This window comes from Pseudoalteromonas sp. L21, assembly GCF_021728035.1.
GTDB classification, from domain to species: Bacteria; Pseudomonadota; Gammaproteobacteria; order Enterobacterales; family Alteromonadaceae; genus Pseudoalteromonas; species Pseudoalteromonas arabiensis.
The window spans coordinates 633631-659549 of record NZ_JAKKCV010000001.1 but is presented as its reverse complement, the minus strand read 5'-3'; the positions used below and the strand labels follow the sequence as shown (position 1 = coordinate 659549).

The window sequence follows — 25919 nt, the reverse complement described above, 5'->3', positions numbered from 1 at the left end:
TTTAAAGATGTACCGGTCTATACTAGAAATGATCAGGATATAGGATAGTTATGAAAAAGTTAGTTTTAGCCACGGCATTGCTTGGCACAAGTCTTAATGTGATTGCCAATGGTGTATCGACCACCGACGCTGCAGATGCGCCTATCATCGCTAAATTTGCCGAATTAGGTGTAACCGTAAAGCAAATAAATCCAAGCCCTGTCGCTGGTCTTAAAGAACTGATTACAGATAAAGGGGTACTTTACGCAAGCCCTGATGGTCAATTTCTAATGCAAGGCACATTAATTGATTTAGAAAATCGCGTAAACCTTACAGAGCATGCGTTGAGCGATGTACGTAAAGCGGGTATTGCTGAGTATGAAGATTCAATGATCGTTTATAAAGCAAAGAATGAGAAACATTCTATCACCGTATTTACTGATATCACCTGTGGGTACTGTCGCAAATTACACCGTGAATTAGATGACTTTTTAGATGCAGGTATCACAGTTAAATACCTTGCTTTCCCACGTGGTGGCTTACGTGGTAAAGGTTACCAAGATTTAATGAATGTATGGTGTGCAAAAGACCCCGCTGAAGCGCTTACAGAAGCCAAAGCGGGTGCAGATGTTGCCACTGTTGAAGGGTGTAGTGCGCCAATCGCTGAGCATTACCAACTTGGTCAAAGCTTTGGTATGTCGGGTACGCCGGCTATTATTTTAGAAGATGGTACGATGATCCCAGGTTATCAATCAGCAGCGCAAATCAGCCAAGCACTTGATGCATTGCCAAAAACATCTTCATAATCTTTTTTATAAAAAGGCCTATTTAGGTAGGCCTTTAATCCGCTTTAAGCTAAGAAAGTAATACGTCCAACATGGAAAAAATAATCCAAGTTCGCCCTCGTGTTGATGACTCATATCTTCCACATCACTTACATCCTGTTATCAAGCAAATTTATGCCTCTCGTCAGGTTCAAGATGCCAAAGAATTAGATAATAGTGCAGCAACATTACATGACTTTAAGCTGTTTAAAGACATAGACAAAGCTGTGTTGTTATTACAAGACGCGCTGGCATCACAAAGCCGTGTGCTAATAGTGGGTGACTTTGATGCCGACGGTGCAACGAGCACCGCAACCTTGATGCAAGGTTTGGCTATGTTTGGTTTACAGAACCTTGACTATTTAGTGCCGGACAGATTTAGCCTTGGTTATGGTTTGAGCCCTGCACTTGCTGAGCAAATCGTGACAATGCAGGCTGAGCTGGTGATTACCGTCGATAATGGCATCTCCTGTATTGATGGCATTGCTATTGTAAAGCAAGCAGGTATTAAAGTGCTGGTTACTGATCATCACTTGCAAGGTGAGGCATTACCAAATGCCGATGCGATAGTGAACCCAAATCGCCATGACTGCTCATTTCCATCAAAATCCATTGCTGGGGTTGGCGTGGCGTTCTATTTATTGATTGCACTGCGCAGCCATTTACGTGAACAAGGGTATTTTCAGCATAATCCAATGCCTAATCTGGCCGAATTACTTGATATTGTTGCTCTTGGCACCGTTGCTGATGTGGTCGCGCTTGATGCCAATAACCGCACCTTAGTGCATCAAGGTTTAGCACGTATTCGAAGTGGTAAAACACGCCCAGGGATCAGTGCGTTAATCGAAGTGGCAAATCGCAATGCAGCTCGTTTAAGTGCCAGTGACTTTGGCTTTTCATTGGCGCCACGCTTAAATGCAGCAGGGCGTTTAGATGATATGAGTTTAGGCATAGCCTGTTTATTATCAACCGATATAAATCAAGCACGCCGTATTGCCGGCGAGCTTGATAGCCTTAACCATGAGCGCCGTGAAATAGAGCAGGGCATGCAAACTGAAGCACAAGCCGTACTTGATCGGTTAGCATTTAAAACTGAGTCAGTGCCGGATGCCATTTGTTTATACCAAGCCGATTGGCACCAAGGTGTGATAGGCATATTGGCAGGGCGCTTAAAAGAGAAGTATCACCGTCCTACGGTTATTTTTGCAGCTGGCGATAATGGTGAAATAAAAGGTTCCTGCCGCTCAATTGAAGGGCTGCATATGCGCGATTTACTCGAGCGAGTAAATACCCTGTATCCACATCTTATTAGCAAATTTGGCGGTCATGCTATGGCGGCGGGGCTGAGTATCAATGAGCAATGCTTTAATGAATTTAAAGCGGTGTTTGAGAAAATGGTGACCGACACACTGACTGATGAGCATAAACAAAGTATTTTGCTGACCGACGGTGAACTGCCCAATGACTGCTTTTCGATGGAGTTTGCCAATCAGCTAAAAAATGCAGGACCTTGGGGGCAGCAATTTCCCGAGCCTGTGTTTGAACATGTTTTCGAAGTAATACAGCAGCGTATTGTCGGTGAAAAGCACTTAAAACTGGTTTTAAAGCATCAATCAGGGCGCTTAGTTGACGGTATTGCATTTGGTGTTGACGTACGTGCATGGCCAGACACTGAAGTGAGGTACGTCAAAGCTGCTTATCAGCTCGATATAAATGAATTCCGTGGCAAATTTTCGTTACAACTGATTATTCGAGAGCTACAAAAAGTGACATAAAAATATCGTCTTTATCGGCATAAAAGGCTAATAAAACGCTCGGTTTTTTGTTAAAATCGGGCGTTTTTAATATTTGTAGATAATTTACCGTAATTATTGTCGTAAGCTGTGCGCGGTAAATCAGCCATTTTGGAGTAATGTACATGTTTGAAGTGAATCCTGTGATTAACCAGATCAAGGAAATTCGCGAACGTACTGAACTGCTTCGGGGGTACCTTTGACTACCCTCTTAAGAAAGAGCGGTTAGAAGAAGTTAACGCAGAACTTGAAGATTCAGCAGTATGGAACGAGCCAGAGCGTGCGCAAGCGTTAGGCCGTGAGAAGTCATCACTAGAAGCTATCGTCGAGACCATTGATAATCTCGTTACGGGCACAGACGATGTTGAAGGTTTAGTTGAACTTGCAGTGGAAGCTGAAGACGAAGAAACTTTCCAAGAAGCTGAAGCTGAACTTGAAGATTTAAATGCACAACTTGAAAAGCTTGAGTTTCGTCGTATGTTCTCTGGCGAGCAAGATCAAAACGATGCGTACCTTGATTTACAATCAGGCTCAGGCGGTACTGAAGCACAAGACTGGTGTAACATGTTACTGCGTATGTATTTACGTTGGGGTGAAGCAAAAGGCTTTAAAGTTGAACTTGTTGAAGCAACTGATGGTGATGTGGCTGGTATCAAGGGCGCAACTGTGCGTTTCGTTGGCGAATATGCATACGGTTGGTTACGTACAGAAACAGGCGTTCACCGTTTAGTGCGTAAGAGCCCGTTCGACTCAAGTGGTCGTCGTCATACCTCGTTTGCATCGGCATTCGTTTACCCAGAAATCGACGATAATATCGAAATTGATATTAATCCGGCTGACCTACGTATTGACGTTTACCGTGCATCTGGTGCCGGTGGTCAGCACGTAAATACCACTGAATCAGCGGTACGTATTACTCACGTGCCAACCAATACGGTTGTTCAGTGCCAAAATGAGCGTTCACAGCACAAGAATAAAGACCAAGCAATGAAACAGCTAAAAGCGAAATTGTTTGAACTTGAGCTACAAAAGCAAAATGCAGAGAAACAAAGCCAAGAAGATGCAAAGTCAGACATTGGCTGGGGTAGTCAAATTCGTTCATACGTGCTTGATGACTCGCGCATTAAAGACTTACGTACAGGCGTTGAAAACCGTAATACTCAAGCGGTTCTTGACGGCGACTTAGATAAATTTATTGAAGCCAGCCTTAAATCTGGCCTATAACCACCAAGCTAAAAAAGAGCTAAAAAATGACTGATCAAATCCAAGACGAAAATAAGTTAATCGCTGAGCGTCGTGGCAAATTAGACGCAATCCGCGAAAATTGCCCTGCCAACGGTCATCCAAACCAATTCCGTCGTGAACATTACACGGCTGATTTGCAAGCTGAGTTTGGTGATAAATCGAAAGAAGAATTAGTTGCTGAGCAGCACGTTGTATCAGTAGCAGGTCGTATTCTTGCAAAACGTGGTCCTTTCCTTGCGTTACAAGACATGAAAGGCCAAATTCAAGCGTACGCCTCAAAAGATGTACAAAAAGAATTAAAAGCAAAATACGGTCAACTTGATATCGGTGACATTATCGGTGTTAAAGGCGCACTAAATAAATCAGGTAAAGGTGACCTATACGTAGAAATGACAGAGTACGAGCTACTTACTAAGTCATTACGTCCGTTACCAGAAAAGTTCCATGGTTTATCTGACCAAGAAACTAAATACCGTCAACGTTATGTTGACTTAATCACTAACGATGCGACGCGTGAAACATTCCGTATTCGCTCAAAAGTTGTCGAAGGTATCCGTCGTTTCTTAGCTGATCGTGACTTCATGGAAGTTGAAACACCGATGCTACAAGTGATCCCTGGTGGTGCGTCTGCACGTCCATTCGTAACACACCACAACGCACTTGATATCGACATGTACTTACGTATTGCCCCTGAGCTTTACTTAAAACGTTTAGTTGTTGGTGGTTTTGAGCGTGTATTTGAAATCAACCGTAACTTCCGTAACGAAGGTTTATCAACGCGCCATAACCCAGAATTCACCATGATCGAATTCTACCAAGCATACGCTGATTACATTGACCTAATGAATATCACAGAAGACATGCTACGCACTGTTGCGACAGACGTACTTGGTTCACCAATTGTTGTTAATACAACGAAAGACGAAAACGGTGAAGTGGTAGATTCAATAGAATATGATTTTGGGAAACCTTTTGCACGCCTAACAATGAGCGAAGCTATTCTTAAGTACAATCCAGACTTTGATGCGGCTGTATTTAATGACCCTGAAAATCATTTTGAAGAACTTAAAGCGTACGCCAAGCAAGTACACGTTAAAGTGCCAGAAAACTGCGTTTGGGGTCCAGGTAAGTTCTTATGTGAAATCTTCGAAGAGACAGCTGAGCACAAGTTAATTCAACCAACTTTCATCACAGCTTACCCGTGGGAAGTGTCACCACTTGCACGTCGTAACGATGAAAACCCATTCGTGACTGATCGTTTCGAATTCTTCGTAGGTGGTCGTGAATTAGCCAATGGTTTCTCTGAGCTTAACGATGCACAAGACCAAGCTGAGCGTTTCTCGCGTCAAGTTGAAGAAAAAGACGCCGGTGATGATGAAGCAATGCACTACGATGAAGACTACATCCGTGCATTAGAATACGGCTTACCGCCAACAGCGGGTGAGGGGATTGGTATTGACCGTCTAGTGATGTTATTTACAGACTCACCAACCATTAAAGACGTGATTTTATTCCCACACATGCGTCCTCAAGCTGACTAATCAGCTAATGTCTTTAAAACGCCGCTTTTAAGCGGCGTTTTGTTATCAGAAAATTCTGAAATTTTCCGCTTGTCCCCTTACATTCTTTTTTTAATTAGCTGATCTAAAAAGAGTTACAGAATTGCTGTTTTGTAATAGTCACGTATTTTTAACTTTTTATTCTAAAGTGTAATTGTAATAGTGTTATTTTTAACCTGATTATGAGAAAATTGCGCGATTATCATCCAATGCGTAAATGGACTTTATAATAATGAAAAAGAAGCCTTCGCAGTTGTCTACTGAAGCTAATAAAAGCGAGCACCAGCGTGAAGCGTTTTATCGTGCGTGTATTGCTGAATTTCAACAATTGGGTTATCAAGATCAATATCTCGCAGAAATGACTGATGAGCTAATTCCTTTAACAGGCTTAGATATATTGACTAATAAGGAAAAACCAGCGAAAGACTGAGCAAAAAATTGCCTGTTTTTTGTTGTTATGACCATTCTGTGACCATCTACACTATTTTCCTTGAAAAGTGTTTGACATATTGCCTGAAATCTTTATTATACGCCCCACAAGATGGAGAGGTGGCCGAGTGGCCGAAGGCGCTCCCCTGCTAAGGGAGTATAGGGTTTGTAGCTCTATCGAGGGTTCGAATCCCTCCTTCTCCACCATTTTTTAAAATGGTTTTCTTGTAAAGTAAAGAATGGGCGCATAGCTCAGCTGGATAGAGTACCTGGCTACGAACCAGGCGGTCGGAGGTTCGAATCCTCCTGCGCCCACCATCCTTTACTAAAATCAAAAAGTGGGCGCATAGCTCAGCTGGATAGAGTACCTGGCTACGAACCAGGCGGTCGGAGGTTCGAATCCTCCTGCGCCCACCACTTTTGAAAAATCACTGCAAGATTATAAAATGCAATTTGCGGACGCGTAGCTCAGCTGGATAGAGTACCTGGCTACGAACCAGGCGGTCGGAGGTTCGAATCCTCCCGCGTCCGCCACTTTCTCTTAGAAAGTGACATAAGCCGACAAGCAGTCGGTTTTTTTGTGTCTTTAAGATACAGTCAATGCAAGACTCAAACATGCATCACTACACTGCGGACGCGTAGCTCAGCTGGATAGAGTACCTGGCTACGAACCAGGCGGTCGGAGGTTCGAATCCTCCCGCGTCCGCCACTTTCTAATAGAAAGTGAACAAACCGACGAAAGTCGGTTTTTTTGTGCCTGAAATTCGCGAATCACACACTTTTCACACCACAAATTAAACTCCCAACTCAAAATACGAAAAATGTACCCCGTAGGCGTGAAACTTGTTTCACGCGCATTAAGGATAGTTTCGCCATAAATGACGACCTCACACGGTAGGGCTCTATACGTAGGTTTTAAAACGTATAGAGCGATTATTAAAACAATAAACTTAGATTAAGTCTCACTGTACGAGGTTCAATAGGGTGAAAATGGTTATCTTCTATTCCTTCTGCTGGCTCTCCCGCTAAGCGTGAAGCATAGTAATAATCGATATCATGGTCGTTACTATCGAAAAGATTGAGTAGCTCTAAGCCCACTTTCCAATGAGTTTGCTGGTAGCTAACAAGACCATTTACGACTGTAAGCGGCTCTGAGCGCTTGTCGCCATCATCACTTAACATGCGTTTACCAATATGACGTAAGCGTAATGAGGTTTGCCATTGCTCAGTTACTTGCCAGTTTATACCGGCGCTTGCAACGATAGGAACAGCTCCTTCAATACGGTCATTGTTACTATCAATATCCAAACGAGAGTGAGTGAATGATGCCTCAGCATCTAGGCTTAGTGTATCGGCTAGCCAATAGTATGCACTAAGCTCTAAGCCGTAACGTTTTGAAGCATCACTGGCTTCTGTATTACCAGCATCGCCAACAAACAATAATTCAGAATCAAGCTCTAGCCACCAAAGTGCGGCAGAAAAGTTGAATTGCTTTTCATCAAAGTAGCGCATACCCACTTCTGCACCATTACTTTTAACAAGTAAGTCCACAGTGTCAGCAGCTTCAAGCGTGACGGGGTCTAGGCTAATTGTCGCGCCACGAGCATCATTTGAGTGGAAGGATTGCCCCCAGTTTGCATAACCTGCCAAGTTATCGCTGAATAAGTAGGTTAGGCTCGCTTTAAAACCAAGCAAGTCGTCATCAGCTTCTCCTGAGTTAGCCGTATTGTTGCTATCTACACTGGCATCTAAATAGTCATAACGAACACCGATAGTCGCCTCAAGCTGCTCGCTTAATGTTAATTGAGTTTGCCAAAATGCGGCATAACTTGTTTCATCTACACTGTCTTCACGAACAGTAGATAAAAACTTACGGGCCTTCGTATTATAAAGCCCCACATTATCGATATTATCATTACGAAGCTCTATACCAACACTATGATTTACAGGTATAGCGTTTAATTTATCGGAAAATTGATAGCTCAGAGCTCCGCCTGTAATTGTGCGCTTATCTTGTTGGTTGAATTGGTCACCATTAATAGGGTCATTTAGCAAATAAGAGAAGTTAGAAAATAAATTTAGCTCATAATCAATAATATAAGCGTTAGCTGCAAAGTGTTCGTTTTGCCAGTTCGTCGATAAACTATAACGACTCGATTCACCACCTAGCGTGGTGTCCAGCGACCCTAGTTCAGAGATAATACCTTGAGCAATAGCTCTTTGAGGGATTTGATCAGCAGAGTTCCAGCTGTTGTCGTAAGCCATAGCTGTAATTGATAAGTTGCCACTTTTTGATTCGTTCACATAGCGAAGTAGGGCGTTCTTTTTATTTACGTCTTCATCAATGTCTTGCCAAGGGCCATCATAACCTTGCCACTCTGTTGCAGCTATTAATTTTCCGTTGCCAACTTTTATATGGCCTATGGCAACTGCTCTTAAGTAGTTATCTTCACCAACAGTAAAGTCGAGTTGCTGGTGTTTTGGATTATCTGTAAGGTGAAAATAGGCACTGCCGGCTGTAGAAAAGTCACCTTGTCGAGCATCATAACTTCCTTTTTGGTAGCTAACGGTGGCAACCGTTTCAGGAATGATGAAGTTTAAATCTGTATAACCTTGACCATGGCCATGGCTACGCATATTAATGGGCATACCATCTATATTGGTCGCAAAATCAGTCCCATGATCTAAGTTAAAACCACGAATAAAGTATTGATTTGCTTTACCTGAGCCACTATGTTGCGTTACCGCCATACCTGGAATGAGTTCAAGCATTTCAGTACTTCTTAGCATGGGACGGTTTTCAATTTCACCTTGACCAATAACACCGCTAGAGGCACTAATTGATTCACCTATTAATCCTGTGCGATGCCCATACACAGTGATTTTTTCTATATTTGCTAACGCGTTTCCTGAGCAGCTAATGCAGCCCAGCAATAGGTATAACTTGTTCATTTTTATAAATTCCTTTTCAAGGGAGGTTTACACTATAAACGTAGTTGCTAACACCTTGGATGCAAATAAGTTAATAAGTATGAAAATTAAGTTACCTTGCTTCATAATAAATTTGTGGTAAATTTAATAAAATATTCCAAAAAAAATAATAATTGTGAATTTTGTTTTGTGTATGCGGAACAGCTTATTGGCCTGCAAGTAAGGGGCAGCATGTATTTGCTAAATTGTTAAATTCACGCATTTACTAAGAATTAAGGAACAGCTATGCGTCGTTCAATTATCGCTTTATCAATTACTTTAGGTGTTGCTTTTAGTGCACCTATGCATGCTGAGGGTTGGCAATCAGATGTTATCGGGGTCACCCAGTCACAGCTTTCACCAAGTTACTGGTTAGCGAAAGGTGCATCAGCAAAAATGATCATGACGAGGGCGCAAATTGCAGCCTTCAACGAGAAATTAATTAAAGATAATAAATACATTGTTGATCCACTGTCATTTCAAAAATCGCTCACTAAAGACGAGCTAACACGCGCCATTCATTCGGCAAGCTCAATTCCAAAAAGCCCGCGCTTTTTTACCGACGGACGGCAACTCACCGCGAAAGATTTTGCAAAATATCAGGCTAATTTAGACCTTAATAAAGTCGCTAATAACAATGAAGTACGTTTTGCTGTGGTCGTTAAACGCACTGCGTTACGTACTTTTCCAACTTGGGATCGGGTTTTAAATAGTGGCCTTGATCAAGACTTAGATCGCTTTCAAGAAAGCGGTATGTTCCCTGGGGAAGCGGTTGCTGTATTGCATCAAAGCGCAGATAAAAAATGGTTGTTAGTACGTGCTTACAACTACTTAGCGTGGACGCCTGCCGAAGATCTTGCCTTTGCTGATGTAGATAAAATAAAAGCCTATCGCGAACAAGACAACTTTTTGGTGGTAACTGGTGCAAAAGTAAATACCGCTTATGTGCCAAGCGATGAAAGCCTTTCAGAAGTGCAGCTCGATATGGGGGTACGCTTACCCTTAGTTGATAGTGAACAAGTACCGTATTTACTCAACGGCCAAAACAGCTATGCCAGCCATGTTGTTCAGTTACCAACCCGTGATGAGCAAGGCCAACTTGTTATTAAACCTGCAATGATTAGCAAAGCTGCTGATGTAAACTTAGGCTACCTAGACTACAACGAACAAAACCTCATTAAGCAAGGCTTTAAATTTTTAGGTGAGCGTTATGGTTGGGGGCATGATTACAATGGCCGCGACTGTACTGGGTTTGTTGGTGAGATTTATAAAAGCTTTGGTCTATTAATGCCACGTAATTCAGGCCAGCAAGGCAGCAGCGAATACGGACAAAATAGTCGTTTTGATAAAAATACCGCGGCGGATGCTAAGTTGCCGACGGTTAAAAACATGGCGATTGGCGATCTAATTTATATTCCTGGTCATGTGATGATGTACTTAGGGGAGCATCACGGCGAGCCTTATGTTATTCATGACGTTAAAGGCTTAGGCTATAACAAAGGCGATGGTAGCTTTTATAGTAGTGCCTTGAATGGGGTGTCGGTCACGCCCTTATTGCCACTTAGATTATCTCAAGAAACCAGCTATTTAGACCGTGTTTATAACATTAAGCGTATTCGCTAGAGGCCAATATGAAAATTAAAGCTGTTCGCTTTGCAAAGCTCAAAGTGCCATTAGTTACCCCATTTAAAACTGCACTGAGAGAAGTGAGTTTTATCGAAGACTTAGTGGTTTTAATCGACACCGAATGTGGCCAAATCGGCTATGGCTCTGCGGCCTCAACACCGGTTATTACAGGCGATACCCATCAAGGGATGATAGCGGTCATTCAGCAATTTATTGCCCCTAAACTAGTCGGGCAAGAAGTCGAAAACATCAATCAGCTTACTCACATTATTCAATCAACGGTGATTGGTAACAACAGTGCAAAAGCGGCCTTAGAGCTGGCGGTTTATGACTTATGGGGTAAGCTCTACCAAGCGCCTTTATATAAGTTACTAGGTGGTGGTAAGTCAGCGCTGAAAACTGATATCACCATCAGTGTCGACAACATAGATAAAATGCTCAGTGACTGTCAGCGCGCGGTTGAGCAAGGCTTTGATGTATTAAAAATAAAAATCGGCAATAACCTTAATCAAGACATTGAACGTGTAAAAGCAATCCATGCAGGCTTTGCCGCTAAGGTGCAGTTACGTTTAGATGTAAACCAAGGCTGGGATGCCAAACAAACTGTGTTTGCACTGCTACAACTAGAGCAAGCAGGCGTGGTATTAGAGTTGGTTGAGCAGCCAGTAAAAAGCAGTGATATTCAAGGTCTCAAATATATTACTGAGCGAGTGAACACCCCGATTATGGCCGATGAAAGCGCCTTTTCACCTAAGCAAGTGATCCAACTTTTAGAACTTGGTGCAGTTGATATTATCAATATTAAATTAATGAAAACGGGCGGTTTAAGCCGAGCAATTGAGATTGCTAATATTACAGCCCAATACCAAGCGGAATGTATGATTGGCTGTATGCTAGAGGGCAGTATTGCCGTTGCTGGTGCTGCACATTTAGCCTCAGCCAAAGCGCAGCAAATCAGTAAAATCGATTTAGATGGCCCTGCCCTTGGTCAGTATGACCCTGTGCAAGGGGGCGTTGAATTTAGCGGCCCACAAATACGCTTATCCGATGCACCAGGTCTTGGCATTGAATCAATAGCGGGACTTGAACCAATTACAAACGGAGTATGGCCAGCATGAAAAAACTAGTCAGTCTTATTGCAGCTATGAGTTTATCGGCTTGTGCCAGCAAAGAGTTACCTAAACCTGTTATTGATAACAGTCATCAGCAGCTCGTGGTGGTGGTCGCTAATGATAGTGATGCTATTGATGCCACACTGTATCGTTTTGAAAAAAGCGCCGGTAGCTGGCAACAACAAGGCGAGCAACATGCGGTGGTGCTTGGCCGTACAGGTCTTGCTTGGGGAGTGGGGCTGCATCCTGCACAACCTGGCCTGCAAAAACAAGAAGGGGATGGTAAAGCACCAGCAGGTGTTTTTGAACTAGGTACTGCCTTTGGCTACTTAGATTCACTGCAAACGAACCTCAGTTATCAAGCAATGACCGCCAATGATTATTGTATTGATGTAAAAGGCTCGCCGTTTTACAACCAATTGGTTGATAAAGCACAAGTAGGCGAAGATGCCGTAAAAGACTCTTCAGAATGGATGCGTCGTGATATTTACAGCCAAGATAACCTTTATAAAAAAGGCATTGTAGTTAAGCATAACCCAAGCAATATTAATGGTGCGGGCAGTTGTATCTTTATGCATTTATGGCGAGCGCCAAGTAAGCCTACAGCAGGTTGTACAGCAATGACAGAAAGCGATATGGATGCTCTACTTGCTTGGTTAGATGAGCGTAAAAAGCCGTTATTAGTCAGCTTGACCAAGGCGCAATATCAACAAAAGCAAAGTCAGTGGCAATTACCTAGCTTAGCTGAATAAAAATAATAAAATAAAACTATTTTAATTTTGTCATAATGGTGGAATAATATATTCCACCAAGGTTTGAGTTAGGATAATAAATGAGTGCAAATTACGCTTTTCTCGATTGGCTCGTATTCGCAAGTTACGGTGCAATTTTATTGCTAAGTGGCTGGTGGTTTAATCGCAAACGCGCTAACTCAAGCCAAGATTTTTTTCTAGGCGGAAATAGTATGCCAACTTGGATGGTGGCTATTTCTGTTTTAGCTACCTCACAATCTGCAGCAACCTTTATCGGTGGGCCAGATCAAGGCTATCAAGGTGACTTTTCCTACATAGCCACTAATATCGGTGCGTTTATTGCCGCCTTTGTCGTATCGGCATTTTTAATTCCAAAGTTCTATCAGCAAAAAGTATTTACTGTTTATGAGCTACTAGAAAAACGCATCGGTCCAAAGGCAAAGCGTCGTAGCGGCTTGATGTACTTATTTGGCCGAGTGTTTGCCAGTGGCGCCCGTTTATACATGGCAGCCATTGCTGTGGCGATGATTCTATATGGCAATATCAATGCTGACAGTGTGGTTATCGCGACTTTAGTGCTGGCACTTGCTGGTTTGCTTTATACCTTTTTGGGGGGGATTCGCAGTGTTATTTACTCAGATGTGCTGCAAAGTATTGTTTATGTTAGTGCGGCTATTGCGGTTATTTGGTGCCTGCTGAGTGTAATTCCGGCTGATTTTTCAACCATTATTGCAACGCTGAATGAGCCAAGCCCAGGTGCAGATTCAAAACTTGCGCTGTTTAAATTTGATTTAGATTTTGGCCCGTCAGGGGTGTTTAACATGGCCTCTGTATTAACAGGTTTTGTGCTTTTAAACATCGCGGCTTTTGGTTTAGACCAAGATATGACGCAGCGTTTATTAACCTGTAAAAGCCCAAAAGAAGGCAGTAAAGCGTTATTACTATCGGTGGTGATGGTGATCCCAGTTATGGCTATTTTTATCTTTATTGGTTTGCTGCTTTATATTGTTTATCAGCAACCTGTATTAATGAATAGCGAGGCAGGGAAAACGGTTGTACAAGAATTTAATGGCGAAAAAATCACAATCTTTATGTACTACGTATTAAACGAAGTACCAGCTGGGGTTAAAGGTTTAGTCAGCGTTGGTATTATTGCTGCCGCTATTTCTACGTTGAACTCTGGGCTTAGTTCGATGTCTTCAGTCATCGTACAAGATATCTATCGCCCGTACTTAGAAAAACAAAACAAACAAGTAAGCGACCATCACTTTGTAAAAGCGGGTCGTGTAGGGATGGCACTGGTGAGCCTTGCCCTAGCGCTAATGGCTATTCTTTGTTATTTCTGGCAGCAATACAGTGATATGCCATTATTAAAATTTGCGCTAAGTGTAATGGTGTTTTCGTACAGTGGCTTACTAGGTGTGTATTTTACGACCTTATTCACCAAACGAGGCAGTGAAGGTTCAGTGTTAGCAGCGCTAATAGCGGGCTTTATGGTGACCTTATTAATGCAGCCGTACATGATTGACTGGTTACTACCTGAGTCAATGCGTTTTTACTTAGGCTTTACTTGGCAGCTATGCATCGGCACTTTGCTTGCGACATTGGTGTGTTGCCTAGGTAAAGCGGCGCACGAGAAGAGCGCATAAATGGCCTTACGCTATATTTTAGCCATCGATGGTGGCGGCACTAAAGTGTTAGCTGAGCTAAAAGAGCAGGCAAGTGGTGCTACATTTCATGCTCAAGCTGGTTCAGCATCAATCTCGAATGATCTTGATTTAGCGTTAGAAAACATTGTTAAAGTGACCCGTGATGTTTGCCAGCAAAGTGGCGCAGAGCCAAGTGAAATCGTCACCGTTATGGGGATTGCCGGTGGTTCATCGCAGAGCCTTGCTGAGCAATTTAAAGTGATGCTGAAACTGGTGTATGAAATAGAGTTTGCCAGTTTACAAATCACCAGCGATGCCATTACGTCATTATATGGTGCTAATCTTGGTGAGCCATGTGTGGTTATTGCCCTCGGCACCGGTGCTGTTGGGGCACGATTAAACGCGCAAAAGCAAACTAAGTTGGTGAGCGGCTGGGGTTTTACCGTTGATGATTTTGGCGGTGGTGCACGTATCGGCCTGATGGCTGTGCAGCAATTATTAAATGATATAGATATTTACAATTTACCAAAAAGCCGATTAACGATTCGTTTGAGTGAACAGCTAGGATGCACTCGTCAAACAATTAGTAGTTGGCTTAAACAAGCAAAACCCGCGGATTATGCAGCATTTAGTCCGTTGGTGTTTAGCTTACAAAACGACTGTGAGGCGGCAAAAACGGTATTAACAGAGCACACCCAATCGGTGGTTAGGTTAATAAATAAAAGCCGAGGCAACTCGCCATTACCGGTGATTTTAATTGGTGGTTTGGCGAAAGTTAGCCAGCCGTTATTGCCACTCGCTTTACAAAACGAATTATCTCCTTGTAAAGGAGATTCATTAACTGGTGCCGCCATTTTAGCGGTAAAGCATTACCATGACATTATTGAAAAAGGACAACCCAATGAGCCCTGAGCACGTCTTTAAGCAACAACGTGAGTTACTCGAAGAGTTAAACGGTATTGTCTCTGAAGGACAAAACCCAGACACTTTGGATATCGATCTGCTCAGCTCCACTGAGATCCTCACTAAAATCAATAATGAAGATCACAAAGTAGCGGGTGCCGTGAAACACGTGATCCCACAAATTAGTGAAGCTGTCGATCATGTAGTTGAAGCATTTCAACAAGGTGGCAGGTTAATCTACATTGGTGCTGGCACCAGTGGTCGCTTAGGTATTTTGGATGCGGTTGAATGTGCGCCTACTTATAGCGTGAGCGATCAGCAAGTGCTCGGCATTATTGCTGGTGGTGACACTGCGGTTAAAAAAGCCGTAGAAGGCGCTGAAGATAGTACAACACTTGCTATTGAAGACTTAAAAAATGCCAATTTAACCAGTAAAGATGTCGTAGTTGGTATTGCTGCCAGTGGCCGTACTCCTTATGTTTGCTCGGCAATTGAATACGCTAAATCACTTGGTTGTGTCACTGTGGGTGTCACTTGTAACCCTGATTCAGCAGTGATGCGTTTACCACAAATTGGTATTTGCCCCGTGGTGGGGGCAGAAGCTGTGACTGGTTCTACACGTATGAAATCGGGCACCGCGCAGAAGCTCGTACTTAATATGCTAAGTACAGCCAGCATGATCCGCACCGGTAAAGTCTATAAAAACCTCATGGTTGATGTGAATGCCAGTAACGAAAAGCTACATGCTCGTGCTATTCGTATTGTCATGCAAGCAACAGATTGCTCTCAGCAGCAAGCCGTGGATGCATTAAAGCAAGCTGAGCAAAGCGCAAAACTGGCTATTTTAATCGTATTAACCGGAAAACCTGCACCTGAAGCAAAACAACTACTTTCAAAAGCGGGTGGCTTTTTACGTAAGGCGGTTGAAGAATAATGCGTTTTTTAGCTGCTTTACTCGTTAGTTTTTTTGCGCTTTTAGGTTGCCAAGAAACGCCTGTACAAGCGCCTAAAAATGCACTGCCTCTACAGGTGGGGGCAGCCAATTTTCAAGCCTATGTACCAGCATTAAAAGGAAAACGTGTTGGCTTAGTGGTTAACCAAACATCAGTGGTCAATGGCCAACATTTAGTTGATGCATTACTAGATAAAGGCGTTGTCGTTAGCAAAATATTTGCCCCAGAGCATGGTTTTCGCGGCGATCATGACGCTGGCGCTCACGTTAAAAGCACAGTAGATGCTAAAACAGGTATCGATGTTGTATCTATTTATGGCAGCAACAAAAAGCCAAGCCCTGAGATGCTCGCTGATTTAGACGTTATTATTTTTGATATTCAAGATGTTGGTGTGCGTTTTTATACCTATATAAGCTCAATGCATTACGTGATGGAAGCCGCCGCTGAAAATAATAAAGAGGTTGTGGTACTAGACAGGCCAAACCCGAATATTGCCTATGTTGATGGGCCTATCCTTGAAGCAAAATTTCGCTCGTTTGTTGGCATGCACGAAATTCCTGTTTTACACGGTATGACAGTGGCTGAACTTGCCCAAATGATCAAAGGTGAAGGTTGGATAAATGACGCAGGTAAGCTTGAGCTAAGCGTCGTGCCTGTTGTGAATTATGATCGCACTATGGCTTATGAGTTACCAATAAAACCAAGCCCTAACTTGCCAAATGCCCAGTCAATTGCGCTTTACCCATCATTGTGCTTCTTTGAAGCAACCCCTGTGACTATTGGCCGTGGCACTGACTTTCCGTTTCAAGTTGTCGGTTACTCGCCAGTTAAACTCGGCGAGTTTAGTTTTACGCCAAGGGCGATTAAAGGTGCTTCAATGCACCCTAAATTCAAAGGAGTCGAAGTATTTGGTCAAGATTTACGTGACTCAACAATACATGGTCTAGATTTAAGTGTATTTATATCGGCCTACCACACGTTGCGAGAGACCAAACAGACTTTTTTTGAACGTCCTGACTTTATGGATAAGCTCGCAGGCACTGATAAATTACGTTTAGCCATTGAAGCAGGCCAAACTGAGCAGCAAATTAGGCAAAGCTGGCAGGAGGATTTAGCTACCTTTAAACGACAGCGACAACCTTATTTACTTTATCAGTAATAATTACTAAACGAGGCAGAGGCCTCGTTTTTAGTTTTAGCCAAACCTGACGATTCAATTAAATCTTAAAATAGATACACAACAGCTATGAAACGCCTTGGCTTTGGTTATATGTCTTGACAGGCATCAGAATACTCCTCGCTTAAAGCTACCTTTAGGGGCTGCTTTTCTGCTTTCTATAATTCTATCTCTACATTTTAATATGCAGGCTCTATCCGTTAAAAAATAGAGCAGCGAGAACGTAATCAAGGTAGGTATGTTACTCAGTTTATTGAGTATAAAAAAGGGCCGCATATGCGGCCCCCAACAGGATTTAACTGGTTTTTAGAACTTAAAGTTAACTGATAACTGTAAGCTGCGAGGGTTATAGTAGCTGCGTGATTCACCGTAGTTTTCATCAAATACATATGGGTTTTTGTTATAGCCCGTTTGACGATTAAACACATTGAATAAGTCAGCACGCAATTGTAATTCCATATCACCTGAGAACTTAAAGTCTTGCGTGTAGTTTAAGTCAAGTTGCCAATGACTTGCTGTTCTGCGAGAACCAGCTGGTTCTGCATAGCGGCTAACGTGGCTAGATATTGTGGTTGATGAGTAACCATATCGAGTACCATCCCAGTTCTCCCATGCACTACCAGATTGGAATACGAAATAAGCACCTAAGTTGGCTTCCCAAGGCAATGTGTAATAACCATACACTTTTAATAGATGTGGTTTATCGCCTGAGAGCTTACCGTAGCGGTTATCCCATGAATAACGGCCGCGACCATCACCATAGTACGACGAGCCGATGAAGTTGTTGGCATCGTTGGTTGTGGTGGTGTTGTCTTGGTCAAAGTTGCCGTAGTAATGGCTCCATACATAAGAGGCATTGATATAGCTATTTTCACCCATGTACTCAGCTTCGATGCTTGCTTCCCAGTACTTGGTTTCACCACCATCAACCTCGGCGATTACATACGAAGAACCACCGATTTCATCGCGAATCGCATCTAGGTTATCAATATATAAACCTTTGTCTGCAATATGCTGTGGTACGCCGTCAGCATCAACGCCAGAGTAGTCTGTTAAGCGTGCTGTATTTGGCATATCTTCCCAAAAGTGCATACCTTTACGGTGACGTACGTGAGCACGCAATACCAAGTCTGAGCCAATATACTTGGTTGTACCCAATGTAAACTCGTTAATACGACGAGGTTTCATATCTTCTTGAAATGCTTTACCCGATGAACCACGGCGCGGAGATGCCGAAAGAATATTACCCGATTCATCTAAAAGCAGTTCGATTTCGGCGCGGGTATTACGGTCCCAAGATGCTGCCCGTGAAAGTGAGCTTGCTTCTGGGTTATAGATTGCAAAGTTGGCAAATATTGAGTCTTCACCTGAGTAGGTCCATGTTGCACCTAATCGCGGTTGCAGCATATCTTTCCAATCTGTTTGATACATTTCATATTTGTGGCCAGGAGCGACTTCGTAGCCAGAGATTGTGCCAGATTTCTTTTTCAAGCCTTGGCCATACCAAGTGTCTTGGCTAACAAGTAAACCTAAGTTATAGGTCCAATCCCCATGCTCAATGGTATCGTTAATTTCAAAGTTGAGGCTTCGCGTTTCTGATTTAATCCCCGAAACTGTTGTGCCGCCATCGGTTGCTAAGCTCATTTGCTGTACATGGGCACGGTAAACCGCATCAGCAGGGTCAAAGCCTTCAGTATCGGCATCAGGATCAACTAAGCCACCAATGTATGCAATACGTCCCCAACCATTTGATAAGCGTGTAAGTTGCTCTTCACCTTCTTCCCACTTCGCACCAAAATGAAGTGTGTGATATGTATCGCCCCAGTCAAATTCATGCTCTAGGTTTATTTCAAAAGAGTCACGATAGAAGTTTTGATTATCATAAGTTGCAAATGCACCTACACCGCCACTGCCTTTCATCACGCCATCTTCTAGATAACCATAGGTGTTGATGAGTGCTGAGGCTCCAGCGTTGTGTATCGCAATTTGCTCTTCGGTGAACCCGTCAGCGGGATCATAGTCTATTAAGCTAGGTACTGAAAAATAACCCATTTCCGTTAGGTTATTGACATCAAGTTGGCCGTTTAATGAAGGAACAACACTAAGCGGGTTATCAGGCTGTGAACCCGTTTCTAAATCAAATTTACTGTACTGGAATGATAGGGTGGTTGCAGAGCCTAAAATCCATGAACCATCTAGTGTAAAGATATCTTGATCAGCTTTATCACCTGCAGAGACGCTATCTGTTTCGTAAGCACCAATTGAGCGACCTTTAAGTGTTTTATCCGAGGTTCGTTGTGAAATATTAATTAAAATATCGTCGGTCGGTGCCCAAGTTAATTTACCAAAGTATTCATCTCGAACACTTTCATAGTCTTTAACATCACCGTAGGCCGTGCCTTTATTAGAGCGTGTTTCTTCAGGGCGATAATATGAGGTATAAAAATAGAGGGTATCTTCGATAAGTGGGCCGCCTAAACTTGCTGTTAGCCAGCTTTTATCCATCTCATAGCTTTCTTCTCCCACTGGCGTTGCAACAAAGCTTTTTGGCTGTGCTTTGTATTCGATGTTACCGTGGAATTCATCAGTACCAGACTTAGACACGGTATTAACAGAAAAACCACCAGAGCGGTTAAAACCAACCGCTTTCGCGCCACCGCGGTCCATGGTTACATAAGCAACATCGTGGGTTGAAGGTTCAGACGCCAAGTTACCATACATAGGCAGCGATACATTTACCCCATCAAAGCCATACGAATTGTCTACACCAGAGCCACCTGCTGAGGGGCCTAATGTTGTATTTGCTGAAAGCTCTACCCCTGGCACAAGTTTTAATAAATCACGGTAATCTTGGCCTACAGGTACATTATTAATACCTTCTTGACCAAGAGAGTTTGTTAGTGCTGACTTACCTTGGCGGTATAATTTACTACCGGTTACGGTGATAACTTCAACATTTTCGTCTGCGCCACCTAACGTAATATTGAGACTCGATGTTTGCTCAAGCAAAACATCAACCGTCATGGTTTGTGAAACGCCGTTTTTGTCGGTGAAGGTTAGTTCATAAGTACCAGGTTTTAACTGTGGTAAGTCGTAGCTGCCATCTTCACGTGTAGTAACGGTTCGTGCTTTAGGCATGACATTACTTTTGGCTGTAACTGTGATCCCTGCCAATGATTGTTGTGCCGCTGGTGTTGATACTTTACCTTTGATCCCACCCGTTAGATTAGCTAAGGCTGGTGCGCTTGTTAAAGCTGCGGCCATAACGACACCTGTTAAGGCTGTTTTTTTTGCGCGAAGTGCATGATTGGTCGCTTTTGCTATGTAGCTTAGCGCGAGAGAGGATGCATGTTGTTTCATTGTTTCCCGTCCTTATATTTATATGCTTTGGTGGACTACTTACCCAGTTGAGACATGAACTTTAAAATTATGTTGCCCACATATTAAACAGGTGTTATTAGTGTTGGTCAAGAATATTTTTTCATTTAAATGTTGTTTGTTGGGAATAAAATATATAAGTAGTTTTAGGTAAAAAATAGGCAGTTTGTATACTATGCAAGGGCGCTATGCTGTTTGTGCACTCTGTAATACATTCTCACTGCTTTATAGTGTATAAATTTGGGGCTTGGAGTTGTATGGGGGTGGGGAGCGTATTTAAAACAAAAATCATTAAAAAAGCAGCCTAAGCTGCTTTGTTATTCAAATAAGCGTAAAAAACTAAATTAGTTATTCTTAAACTCGCCAACAACTTCGTTAGAATGTTCCAGCAATTTACGGCCTTGGCGACTCGATTGTGTAAGGGCGATAAAAAGAATATCAATTACAAAGTCCTGAGCTGTTCGCGCTAAAATAGATGATAAGCGAACAGATTCTCCTTCAGCGACAGAGTAGAGTTTTACATCTGCTGAGTCGGCGACTAGGCTGCTACCAAATTTTGTTACTGAGATCACTGAGCTTGCGTTTTTCTTGGCCTGTTTAACTACTTCGGCAATTTCGCGGGTCATGCCTGACTCACTAATAGCAATAACTAAGTCGCCCTTAGAAAAGGTGGCCACATAGGCAAGTTGCGCATGTCCATCTGGCTCAGCGATTGCTGGCATACCGAGCTTTTGTAATTTATATGAAAAGTCTTTTGCAACCAGTGCTGAACCACCCACGCCACAAATAAGAATGCGTTTTGCTGATTTTAATAGCTCGACAGCTTTTTCAATTGCAGCAGCTTCGTTAAGGTTTTTTGTTTCAGTTAAAACAGCAAGCTTACTGCTCAGTAATTTTTCAGCGATTTGCTCAAGCGAATCATTTAAAGTAATTTTGCCATGGAGTTTGGGTTCGCTACTTTCATCATTAAGGGCATCAATCACCGCAAGCTTAAAAGCTGGAAAACCTTTATAACCTAATTTTTGTGAAAACTTCACCACGCTTGATTGACTCACACCAACCACTTTAGCTAATTCAACCGATGACAAATTACGAATAGCGTTAGCCGAATTTAATGTGAAATCAGCCAGCTTAGCTTCGCTGCTCGATAAAGATTGGCGTAAGGCTTTAATTTTTACAAAAGTAGACATAGGGCTCACTTTGTTTATTTAACTTAGTCTTGCTTATTGCATGCTTCAAATATGAATATGGCACATTGGCTGTTTAACATGACGACTTATTTTTGTTTTAGCTGACTTAAGTTTGGAATATTTTTCTTAATTTAGATGGAATAATATAGTTTTATTCCATAATAGATACAACACTAATTATTGAGTGTACTCAATATTTACCATGAGAAAGATAAAATATGCTTTTTATTCCATTTATGTAAAATAAAATATTTTACATGTTACATGGGTGTTGCTACTGTATTGCTGAGAATCGTCAACGCTTAAATCATCAGGTATGAATCGGTTATGAGTTTTATCTCTTTGAAAACATTACTTAAACAGCTGTGCTATCTTTGTAGTGCGGCATTATTAGTTAGCTGTGCCAGTAATCAATATACCTATACGCAATCAGCCAACTACAGTCATCGGGTAAAGTTTTTAGTGATGCATTACACCGCCATTGATTACGAAAAATCGATGCGTGCATTAGTCGATGAAGGAGGCCTAAGCTCTCATTACTTATTACCTGAGTCGGGCGATTCAAGTTACCCAAAAGACGATTTAGAAATTATTCAGCTCGTTGATGAAAAAGACAGAGCATGGCACGCAGGACGTAGTTTTTGGCAAGGCAGAGAAGACTTAAACGATCACTCAATTGGTATTGAAATCGTTAACGTACCTACCTGTCACACACCTGAACAAAGTAAACCTGCGATGCAAAATGATGCAAGTAAACTATGTATCTACCCTGATTACGATGCCAAGCAAATTGAGTTACTTATCAAATTAAGTAAAGATATTCTTGCTCGAAACCCTGATATTGGTCCAACTCAAGTGGTTGGTCATTCTGATATTGCCCCAAGCCGTAAGAACGACCCTGGCCCGCGCTTTCCTTGGTATCAACTTTATAAAGCGGGTATCGGTGCGTGGTACGACAGTGACACCGTTGATAAATATTGGCAGTTATTTAGTGCATCAAAGCCTTCAACAGAGCTTGTGCAAAAAGCGCTGCGCAGCTACGGCTATGAGGTGATTGCAACAGGGCAGCTAGATTTTCAAACCCTAGATGCTTTGAGTGCCTTTCAAATGCACTTTTTACCTTGGCATGTAAGTGGTAATAATGATGCTAGAACTGCATCCGTCCTTTTTGCATTATTAGAAAAGTACTTTCCTAAAAAACTTGAGCGGTTATTTACAGAATATCAGCAGCAACAGCAAGCGGTTGAGCCAGAGCCAAAAACACTGGCTAATGCACAAGTGATAGCACGTATTCCTGCACTTGATCCGAGTAGTCGCGCGCTAGTAAACGACAGGGGCACATTTACAGCTTTTAAAGGTCGTGGTGAAATAATTATTGAAAATCACGATGCGATTAGCGCAGACATTTATATTAATGGTGAAAAAATTAATATTGCCTCGCCACTTACCGCAGAGCAAACCTACCAATACAGCTTGTATAAACGTACTCATGATGGCATCAATACGTTTAAAGTTGAAAATATCCAGCCTGCGGATGCAAGCTTAACCTTACGTTTCCCTTTTCCTAAACTTGTTAAGAGTAGCAGTCAACATAGCTTTAACGCCGTTGATGAATTAATTAATCAAGAGATTAAAGAGGGCTTTCCAGGGGCTGTGCTTGCAATTGTTAAAGATGGCAAACTGATTAAATTAAGCCATTATGGCGCAGCTAAAAAGTACCATGCTGATGGCAGTGAGCTTAAAACCCCACAAGCCATGCAAAACGATACTTTGTTTGATATTGCCTCGAACTCAAAAATGTTTGCCACCAACTTTGCGCTGATGAAACTTGCCAGCGAAGGTAAACTCGACGTAGAAAAACCGCTGTTTTATTACCTACCAGAATTTAGGGGCAGCGGTCGTGAACAGCGCTTAGTGAAAGACTTACTTACCCACAGCGCAGGTTACCCCGCTGTGGTTGATTTTCACCGTAAAGACAATAAATTTGGTGAGCGCTTTTTTTCACAAAATAGCCTGCGTACCAAAAACCTACTATTAACTGGTGTCCCCTTTGTGGCGGGTCGTAACGTAAAGCACTTATATTCTGATATCGATTATATGTTGTTAGGTGTGCTGGTTGAACGCATTAGCGGTATGCCCCTAGATGCTTATGTTGAAAGCCAAATTTATCAGCCACTTGGTTTAACGCACACGGTTTATAACCCATTACAAAAAGGCTTTTTAGCCTCGCAAATTGCCGCCACTGAAATAAAGGGTAACACTCGCGGTGGGCGTATTGAATTTGAAAATATTCGTACCGATGTACTGCAAGGTGAAGTACATGATGAAAAAGCGTTTTATGCCTTAGGTGGCGTAGCAGGACATGCGGGGCTTTTTAGTACCGCAGGAGATTTATCTGTGTTAATGCAAGTTTTGCTAAACGGCGGTGGCTACGCTAATAAACAGTTATTTACCCCACAAGTGCTTGCGCAGTTCACTCAGCCGCAAGCGAGTGATGAAACGTATGGCTTAGGGTGGCGCAGAGCAGGACACCAAGCGCGTAAATGGCATTTTGGCCCTTATGCCAGCCCCCGCGCCTTTGGTCATACAGGTTGGACTGGCACAGTAACTGTGATTGATCCCGAATATGACCTAGCAATTGTACTTTTAACCAATGCACGGCATACACCCATTGAAGGCTCACTAGAAAATTACGAATTTGTCGGAAAGCGTTTCGAAACAGGCAAGTATGGCTCTATTATCTCACTGATTTATGAGAGTATATTAAATCACTAGTCGATTTAAGTTGAGTTTAGCGGTAAAGCCATTAAGCTTAGCGGGTTTTAGCATAATAAAAATAAAATATTGATCTTAATTTAAAAGGGTTTTTATGTCTTGGTATTCAATTTTACCACCCTTGATTGCTATCTTAATTGTGTTTTGGCGCAAAGAAGTGATCATGGCGTTATTGGTCGCGGTTGCGTCGTCTGAGTTTTTACTTGCTCTGAATGGTGAAGGTAATACCTTGTTTTTCACCTTTATCAATACCATTGAGCGGGTTATTGAAGTTGCCAGCTCCCCTGGTAATAGCCGTATTCTTATTTTTAGTATTTTAATAGGTGCTTTACTTGCCTACATTCGTGAATCGGGTGGTGTGGCTGCAACGGTTAATTTATTGATGAATAAGGGCGTGGCAAAAAGTAAGCGCCAAGTGGGTTACTTAACCATGTTCTCGGGGATTGCGGTATTTATTGAATCGAACTTAAGTGTTCTAACTTCGGGTATTTTGTCTCGTGGCTTATTCGATAAATTTAAAATGAGTCGAGCGCGTCTTGCCTACATTATTGATAGTACCAGCGCACCTGTGTGTATCTTAATTTTACTCAATGGCTGGGGCGCATATGTGCTTGGTCTGCTGAGTAATTACGAAATGGAAGAGTCTGCGGTATCTGTGCTGTGGGGCAGCATTGGTTATAACTTCTACGCTATTATCGCGTTACTTATCGTGTTTTATACGATTACTTTCGACAAAGTACATGGCCCTTTAAAGCAAGCAGAAGAAAATTTTGAACAGCAAGAAACGGAGCTTGCAGAAGAAGTAAAAGGCTCTAAAGCCCGTTACATGCTTGTTCCGCTTATTACTTTAATCGGTAGTATGGTTGGCTTTATGTTCTGGACTGGCGATGGCGATATTGCCAGTGGTAGTGGTTCTAAATCAGTGCTATATGCTACTATTTTAGCCTGTGTTGTGGCGTACTTTCTAATGATTAGCTCTCGTGAATTTACTCACCATAAGCTTGTTGATATTGGCTTTAAAGGCATGGGTGAGTTACTGCCATTAGTGTCTATTGTATTGCTATCGCTCACCTTAGGTGCAAGCTTAAAAGACTTAGGTACGGGTGTATTTGTGGCAGGCCTAGTAGGTGACTTTTTACCTATTTACTTAGTTGTGCCAGTGTTATTTTTAACCGGTGCGGTAATTTCATTTACCACAGGTACTTCATGGGGCACATTCGCGATTCTGATTCCAATCGGTGTACCGCTCATTCAAGCTTTGGGTTTACCACCTTCATTAGTGATTGCGGCTATTTTAGGTGGCGGTGTGTTTGGCGATCACTGCTCGCCAATTTCAGATACCAGCGCGGTATCGGCCATTGCATCAGGGTGTGATTTATTAACTCACGTGAAAACCCAAATGCCGTATGCTTTATTCGGCGGTGCGTTAACCTTCATCGCTTACCTAGTAACGAGTATTATTGTTTTATAATTAATAGCTCGAAGTTAATCGCTGTAAGCTATACGTAAAAAACCACAGAACTTTCTCTGTGGTTTTTTATTGCTTGATATTGCAAAAACCATCGCGCGGAATAAATTTCACACCTACAATACGCGATAGTCCGC

17 protein-coding genes and 5 tRNA genes are annotated in these 25919 nt (G+C 42.4%); 19 read left to right on the top strand and 3 right to left on the bottom strand.

Translation table 11 applies throughout. From position 1 onward, the window contains the following. Positions 1–50: 50 nt before the first annotated feature. The 10 genes from dsbC to L3V41_RS03000 all read left to right on the top strand — a co-directional run bounded on the left by dsbC (position 51) and on the right by L3V41_RS03000 (position 6538). Positions 51–785, top strand: a complete 735-nt coding sequence (gene dsbC / locus L3V41_RS03045; RefSeq protein ID WP_062569578.1) for a bifunctional protein-disulfide isomerase/oxidoreductase DsbC — start codon at positions 51–53, stop codon at positions 783–785. 71 nt (positions 786–856) lie between these two features. Continuing rightward, entirely contained in the window at positions 857–2578 is a 1722-nt protein-coding gene (recJ, locus tag L3V41_RS03040) for a single-stranded-DNA-specific exonuclease RecJ (RefSeq protein ID WP_237127146.1), read from the top strand. Positions 2579–2721: 143 nt separating this feature from the next. Then, positions 2722–3820 (top strand): peptide chain release factor 2 gene (prfB, locus tag L3V41_RS03035; protein WP_130149625.1). Its coding sequence is split into 2 segments (ribosomal slippage): positions 2722–2796 and positions 2798–3820, totalling 1098 coding nucleotides; the frame shifts between segments, so codons are not numbered across the junction. Between the two features lie 26 nt (positions 3821–3846). Then, a complete protein-coding gene (lysS, locus tag L3V41_RS03030) occupies positions 3847–5382 on the top strand; it encodes a lysine--tRNA ligase (protein WP_062569581.1) in 1536 nt (511 codons plus the stop codon). Positions 5383–5632: 250 nt separating this feature from the next. Further along, complete coding sequence (locus L3V41_RS03025) at positions 5633–5830, top strand: hypothetical protein (protein WP_062569582.1); 198 nt, start codon at positions 5633–5635, stop codon at positions 5828–5830. A 113-nt stretch (positions 5831–5943) separates the two neighbouring features. Further along, positions 5944–6036, top strand: a tRNA-Ser gene (locus L3V41_RS03020). A 34-nt stretch (positions 6037–6070) separates the two neighbouring features. Continuing rightward, positions 6071–6147, top strand: a tRNA-Arg gene (locus tag L3V41_RS03015). A 22-nt stretch (positions 6148–6169) separates the two neighbouring features. After that, positions 6170–6246: transfer RNA gene (locus tag L3V41_RS03010), tRNA-Arg, on the top strand. 40 nt (positions 6247–6286) lie between these two features. Beyond that, positions 6287–6363: transfer RNA gene (locus tag L3V41_RS03005), tRNA-Arg, on the top strand. Between the two features lie 98 nt (positions 6364–6461). Beyond that, positions 6462–6538: transfer RNA gene (locus L3V41_RS03000), tRNA-Arg, on the top strand. A 227-nt stretch (positions 6539–6765) separates the two neighbouring features. Here the strand turns inward: L3V41_RS03000 and L3V41_RS02995 are convergent. After that, the gene (locus L3V41_RS02995) at positions 6766–8781 is read right to left on the bottom strand and encodes a TonB-dependent receptor (RefSeq protein WP_237127145.1); all 2016 of its coding nucleotides are present in this window, start codon (positions 8779–8781) and stop codon (positions 6766–6768) included. A gap of 264 nt (positions 8782–9045) precedes the next feature. Here L3V41_RS02995 and L3V41_RS02990 point away from each other — a divergent pair, with 264 nt between their 5' ends. The 7 genes from L3V41_RS02990 (at position 9046) to L3V41_RS02960 (ending at position 16953) form a co-directional block, all read left to right on the top strand. Further along, a complete protein-coding gene (locus tag L3V41_RS02990; protein ID WP_237127144.1) occupies positions 9046–10422 on the top strand; it encodes an SH3 domain-containing protein in 1377 nt (458 codons plus the stop codon). A gap of 8 nt (positions 10423–10430) precedes the next feature. Then, entirely contained in the window at positions 10431–11543 is a 1113-nt protein-coding gene (locus L3V41_RS02985; RefSeq protein ID WP_193987704.1) for a dipeptide epimerase, read from the top strand. Further along, positions 11540–12289 carry a L,D-transpeptidase family protein gene (locus tag L3V41_RS02980; protein WP_083515321.1) on the top strand — a complete coding sequence of 250 codons (750 nt, stop codon included), beginning with the start codon at positions 11540–11542 and terminating at the stop codon, positions 12287–12289. Before L3V41_RS02985 ends, L3V41_RS02980 begins: the two co-directional genes overlap by 4 nt. Before the next feature lie 80 nt (positions 12290–12369). Next, a complete protein-coding gene (locus L3V41_RS02975; protein WP_237127143.1) occupies positions 12370–13938 on the top strand; it encodes a sodium:solute symporter in 1569 nt (522 codons plus the stop codon). Next, a complete protein-coding gene (locus L3V41_RS02970) occupies positions 13939–14850 on the top strand; it encodes a BadF/BadG/BcrA/BcrD ATPase family protein (RefSeq protein ID WP_237127142.1) in 912 nt (303 codons plus the stop codon). After that, positions 14840–15775 (top strand): N-acetylmuramic acid 6-phosphate etherase, encoded by a 936-nt coding sequence (gene murQ, locus L3V41_RS02965; protein WP_062569589.1) that lies wholly within the window; start codon positions 14840–14842, stop codon positions 15773–15775. Before L3V41_RS02970 ends, murQ begins: the two co-directional genes overlap by 11 nt. Beyond that, positions 15775–16953 (top strand): DUF1343 domain-containing protein, encoded by a 1179-nt coding sequence (locus tag L3V41_RS02960; protein ID WP_237127141.1) that lies wholly within the window; start codon positions 15775–15777, stop codon positions 16951–16953. The genes murQ and L3V41_RS02960 overlap by 1 nt, the downstream gene beginning before the upstream one ends. A 324-nt stretch (positions 16954–17277) precedes the next feature. Here the strand turns inward: L3V41_RS02960 and L3V41_RS02955 are convergent, their stop codons facing one another. Both L3V41_RS02955 and L3V41_RS02950 read right to left on the bottom strand, forming a co-directional pair. Then, positions 17278–20331, bottom strand: coding sequence for a carboxypeptidase regulatory-like domain-containing protein (locus tag L3V41_RS02955; protein ID WP_237114354.1), 3054 nt, complete (start codon positions 20329–20331; stop codon positions 17278–17280). Between the two features lie 362 nt (positions 20332–20693). After that, positions 20694–21539: a MurR/RpiR family transcriptional regulator gene (locus tag L3V41_RS02950; RefSeq protein ID WP_062569591.1), complete on the bottom strand. Its 846-nt coding sequence runs from the start codon at positions 21537–21539 to the stop codon at positions 20694–20696. 327 nt (positions 21540–21866) lie between these two features. Here L3V41_RS02950 and pbp4b point away from each other — a divergent pair, with 327 nt between their 5' ends. Then, the gene (pbp4b, locus tag L3V41_RS02945; RefSeq protein ID WP_237127140.1) at positions 21867–24314 is read left to right on the top strand and encodes a penicillin binding protein PBP4B; all 2448 of its coding nucleotides are present in this window, start codon (positions 21867–21869) and stop codon (positions 24312–24314) included. A 94-nt stretch (positions 24315–24408) separates the two neighbouring features. After that, positions 24409–25785, top strand: coding sequence for a Na+/H+ antiporter NhaC family protein (locus tag L3V41_RS02940; RefSeq protein WP_237127139.1), 1377 nt, complete (start codon positions 24409–24411; stop codon positions 25783–25785). The last annotated feature ends 134 nt before the right edge of the window (positions 25786–25919 follow it).

What these genes read in the sequence shown, in the direction of transcription:
- dsbC (WP_062569578.1), top strand. Translation starts at nt 51, where the DNA reads ATGAAAAAGTTAGTTTTAGCCACGGCATTGCTTGGCACAAGTCTTAAT.
- recJ (WP_237127146.1), top strand. Translation starts at nt 857, where the DNA reads ATGGAAAAAATAATCCAAGTTCGCCCTCGTGTTGATGACTCATATCTT.
- lysS (WP_062569581.1), top strand. Translation starts at nt 3,847, where the DNA reads ATGACTGATCAAATCCAAGACGAAAATAAGTTAATCGCTGAGCGTCGT.
- L3V41_RS03025 (WP_062569582.1), top strand. Translation starts at nt 5,633, where the DNA reads ATGAAAAAGAAGCCTTCGCAGTTGTCTACTGAAGCTAATAAAAGCGAG.
- L3V41_RS02995 (WP_237127145.1), bottom strand. Translation starts at nt 8,781, where the DNA reads ATGAACAAGTTATACCTATTGCTGGGCTGCATTAGCTGCTCAGGAAAC.
- L3V41_RS02990 (WP_237127144.1), top strand. Translation starts at nt 9,046, where the DNA reads ATGCGTCGTTCAATTATCGCTTTATCAATTACTTTAGGTGTTGCTTTT.
- L3V41_RS02985 (WP_193987704.1), top strand. Translation starts at nt 10,431, where the DNA reads ATGAAAATTAAAGCTGTTCGCTTTGCAAAGCTCAAAGTGCCATTAGTT.
- L3V41_RS02980 (WP_083515321.1), top strand. Translation starts at nt 11,540, where the DNA reads ATGAAAAAACTAGTCAGTCTTATTGCAGCTATGAGTTTATCGGCTTGT.
- L3V41_RS02975 (WP_237127143.1), top strand. Translation starts at nt 12,370, where the DNA reads ATGAGTGCAAATTACGCTTTTCTCGATTGGCTCGTATTCGCAAGTTAC.
- L3V41_RS02970 (WP_237127142.1), top strand. Translation starts at nt 13,939, where the DNA reads ATGGCCTTACGCTATATTTTAGCCATCGATGGTGGCGGCACTAAAGTG.
- murQ (WP_062569589.1), top strand. Translation starts at nt 14,840, where the DNA reads ATGAGCCCTGAGCACGTCTTTAAGCAACAACGTGAGTTACTCGAAGAG.
- L3V41_RS02960 (WP_237127141.1), top strand. Translation starts at nt 15,775, where the DNA reads ATGCGTTTTTTAGCTGCTTTACTCGTTAGTTTTTTTGCGCTTTTAGGT.
- L3V41_RS02955 (WP_237114354.1), bottom strand. Translation starts at nt 20,331, where the DNA reads ATGAAACAACATGCATCCTCTCTCGCGCTAAGCTACATAGCAAAAGCG.
- L3V41_RS02950 (WP_062569591.1), bottom strand. Translation starts at nt 21,539, where the DNA reads ATGTCTACTTTTGTAAAAATTAAAGCCTTACGCCAATCTTTATCGAGC.
- pbp4b (WP_237127140.1), top strand. Translation starts at nt 21,867, where the DNA reads ATGAGTTTTATCTCTTTGAAAACATTACTTAAACAGCTGTGCTATCTT.
- L3V41_RS02940 (WP_237127139.1), top strand. Translation starts at nt 24,409, where the DNA reads ATGTCTTGGTATTCAATTTTACCACCCTTGATTGCTATCTTAATTGTG.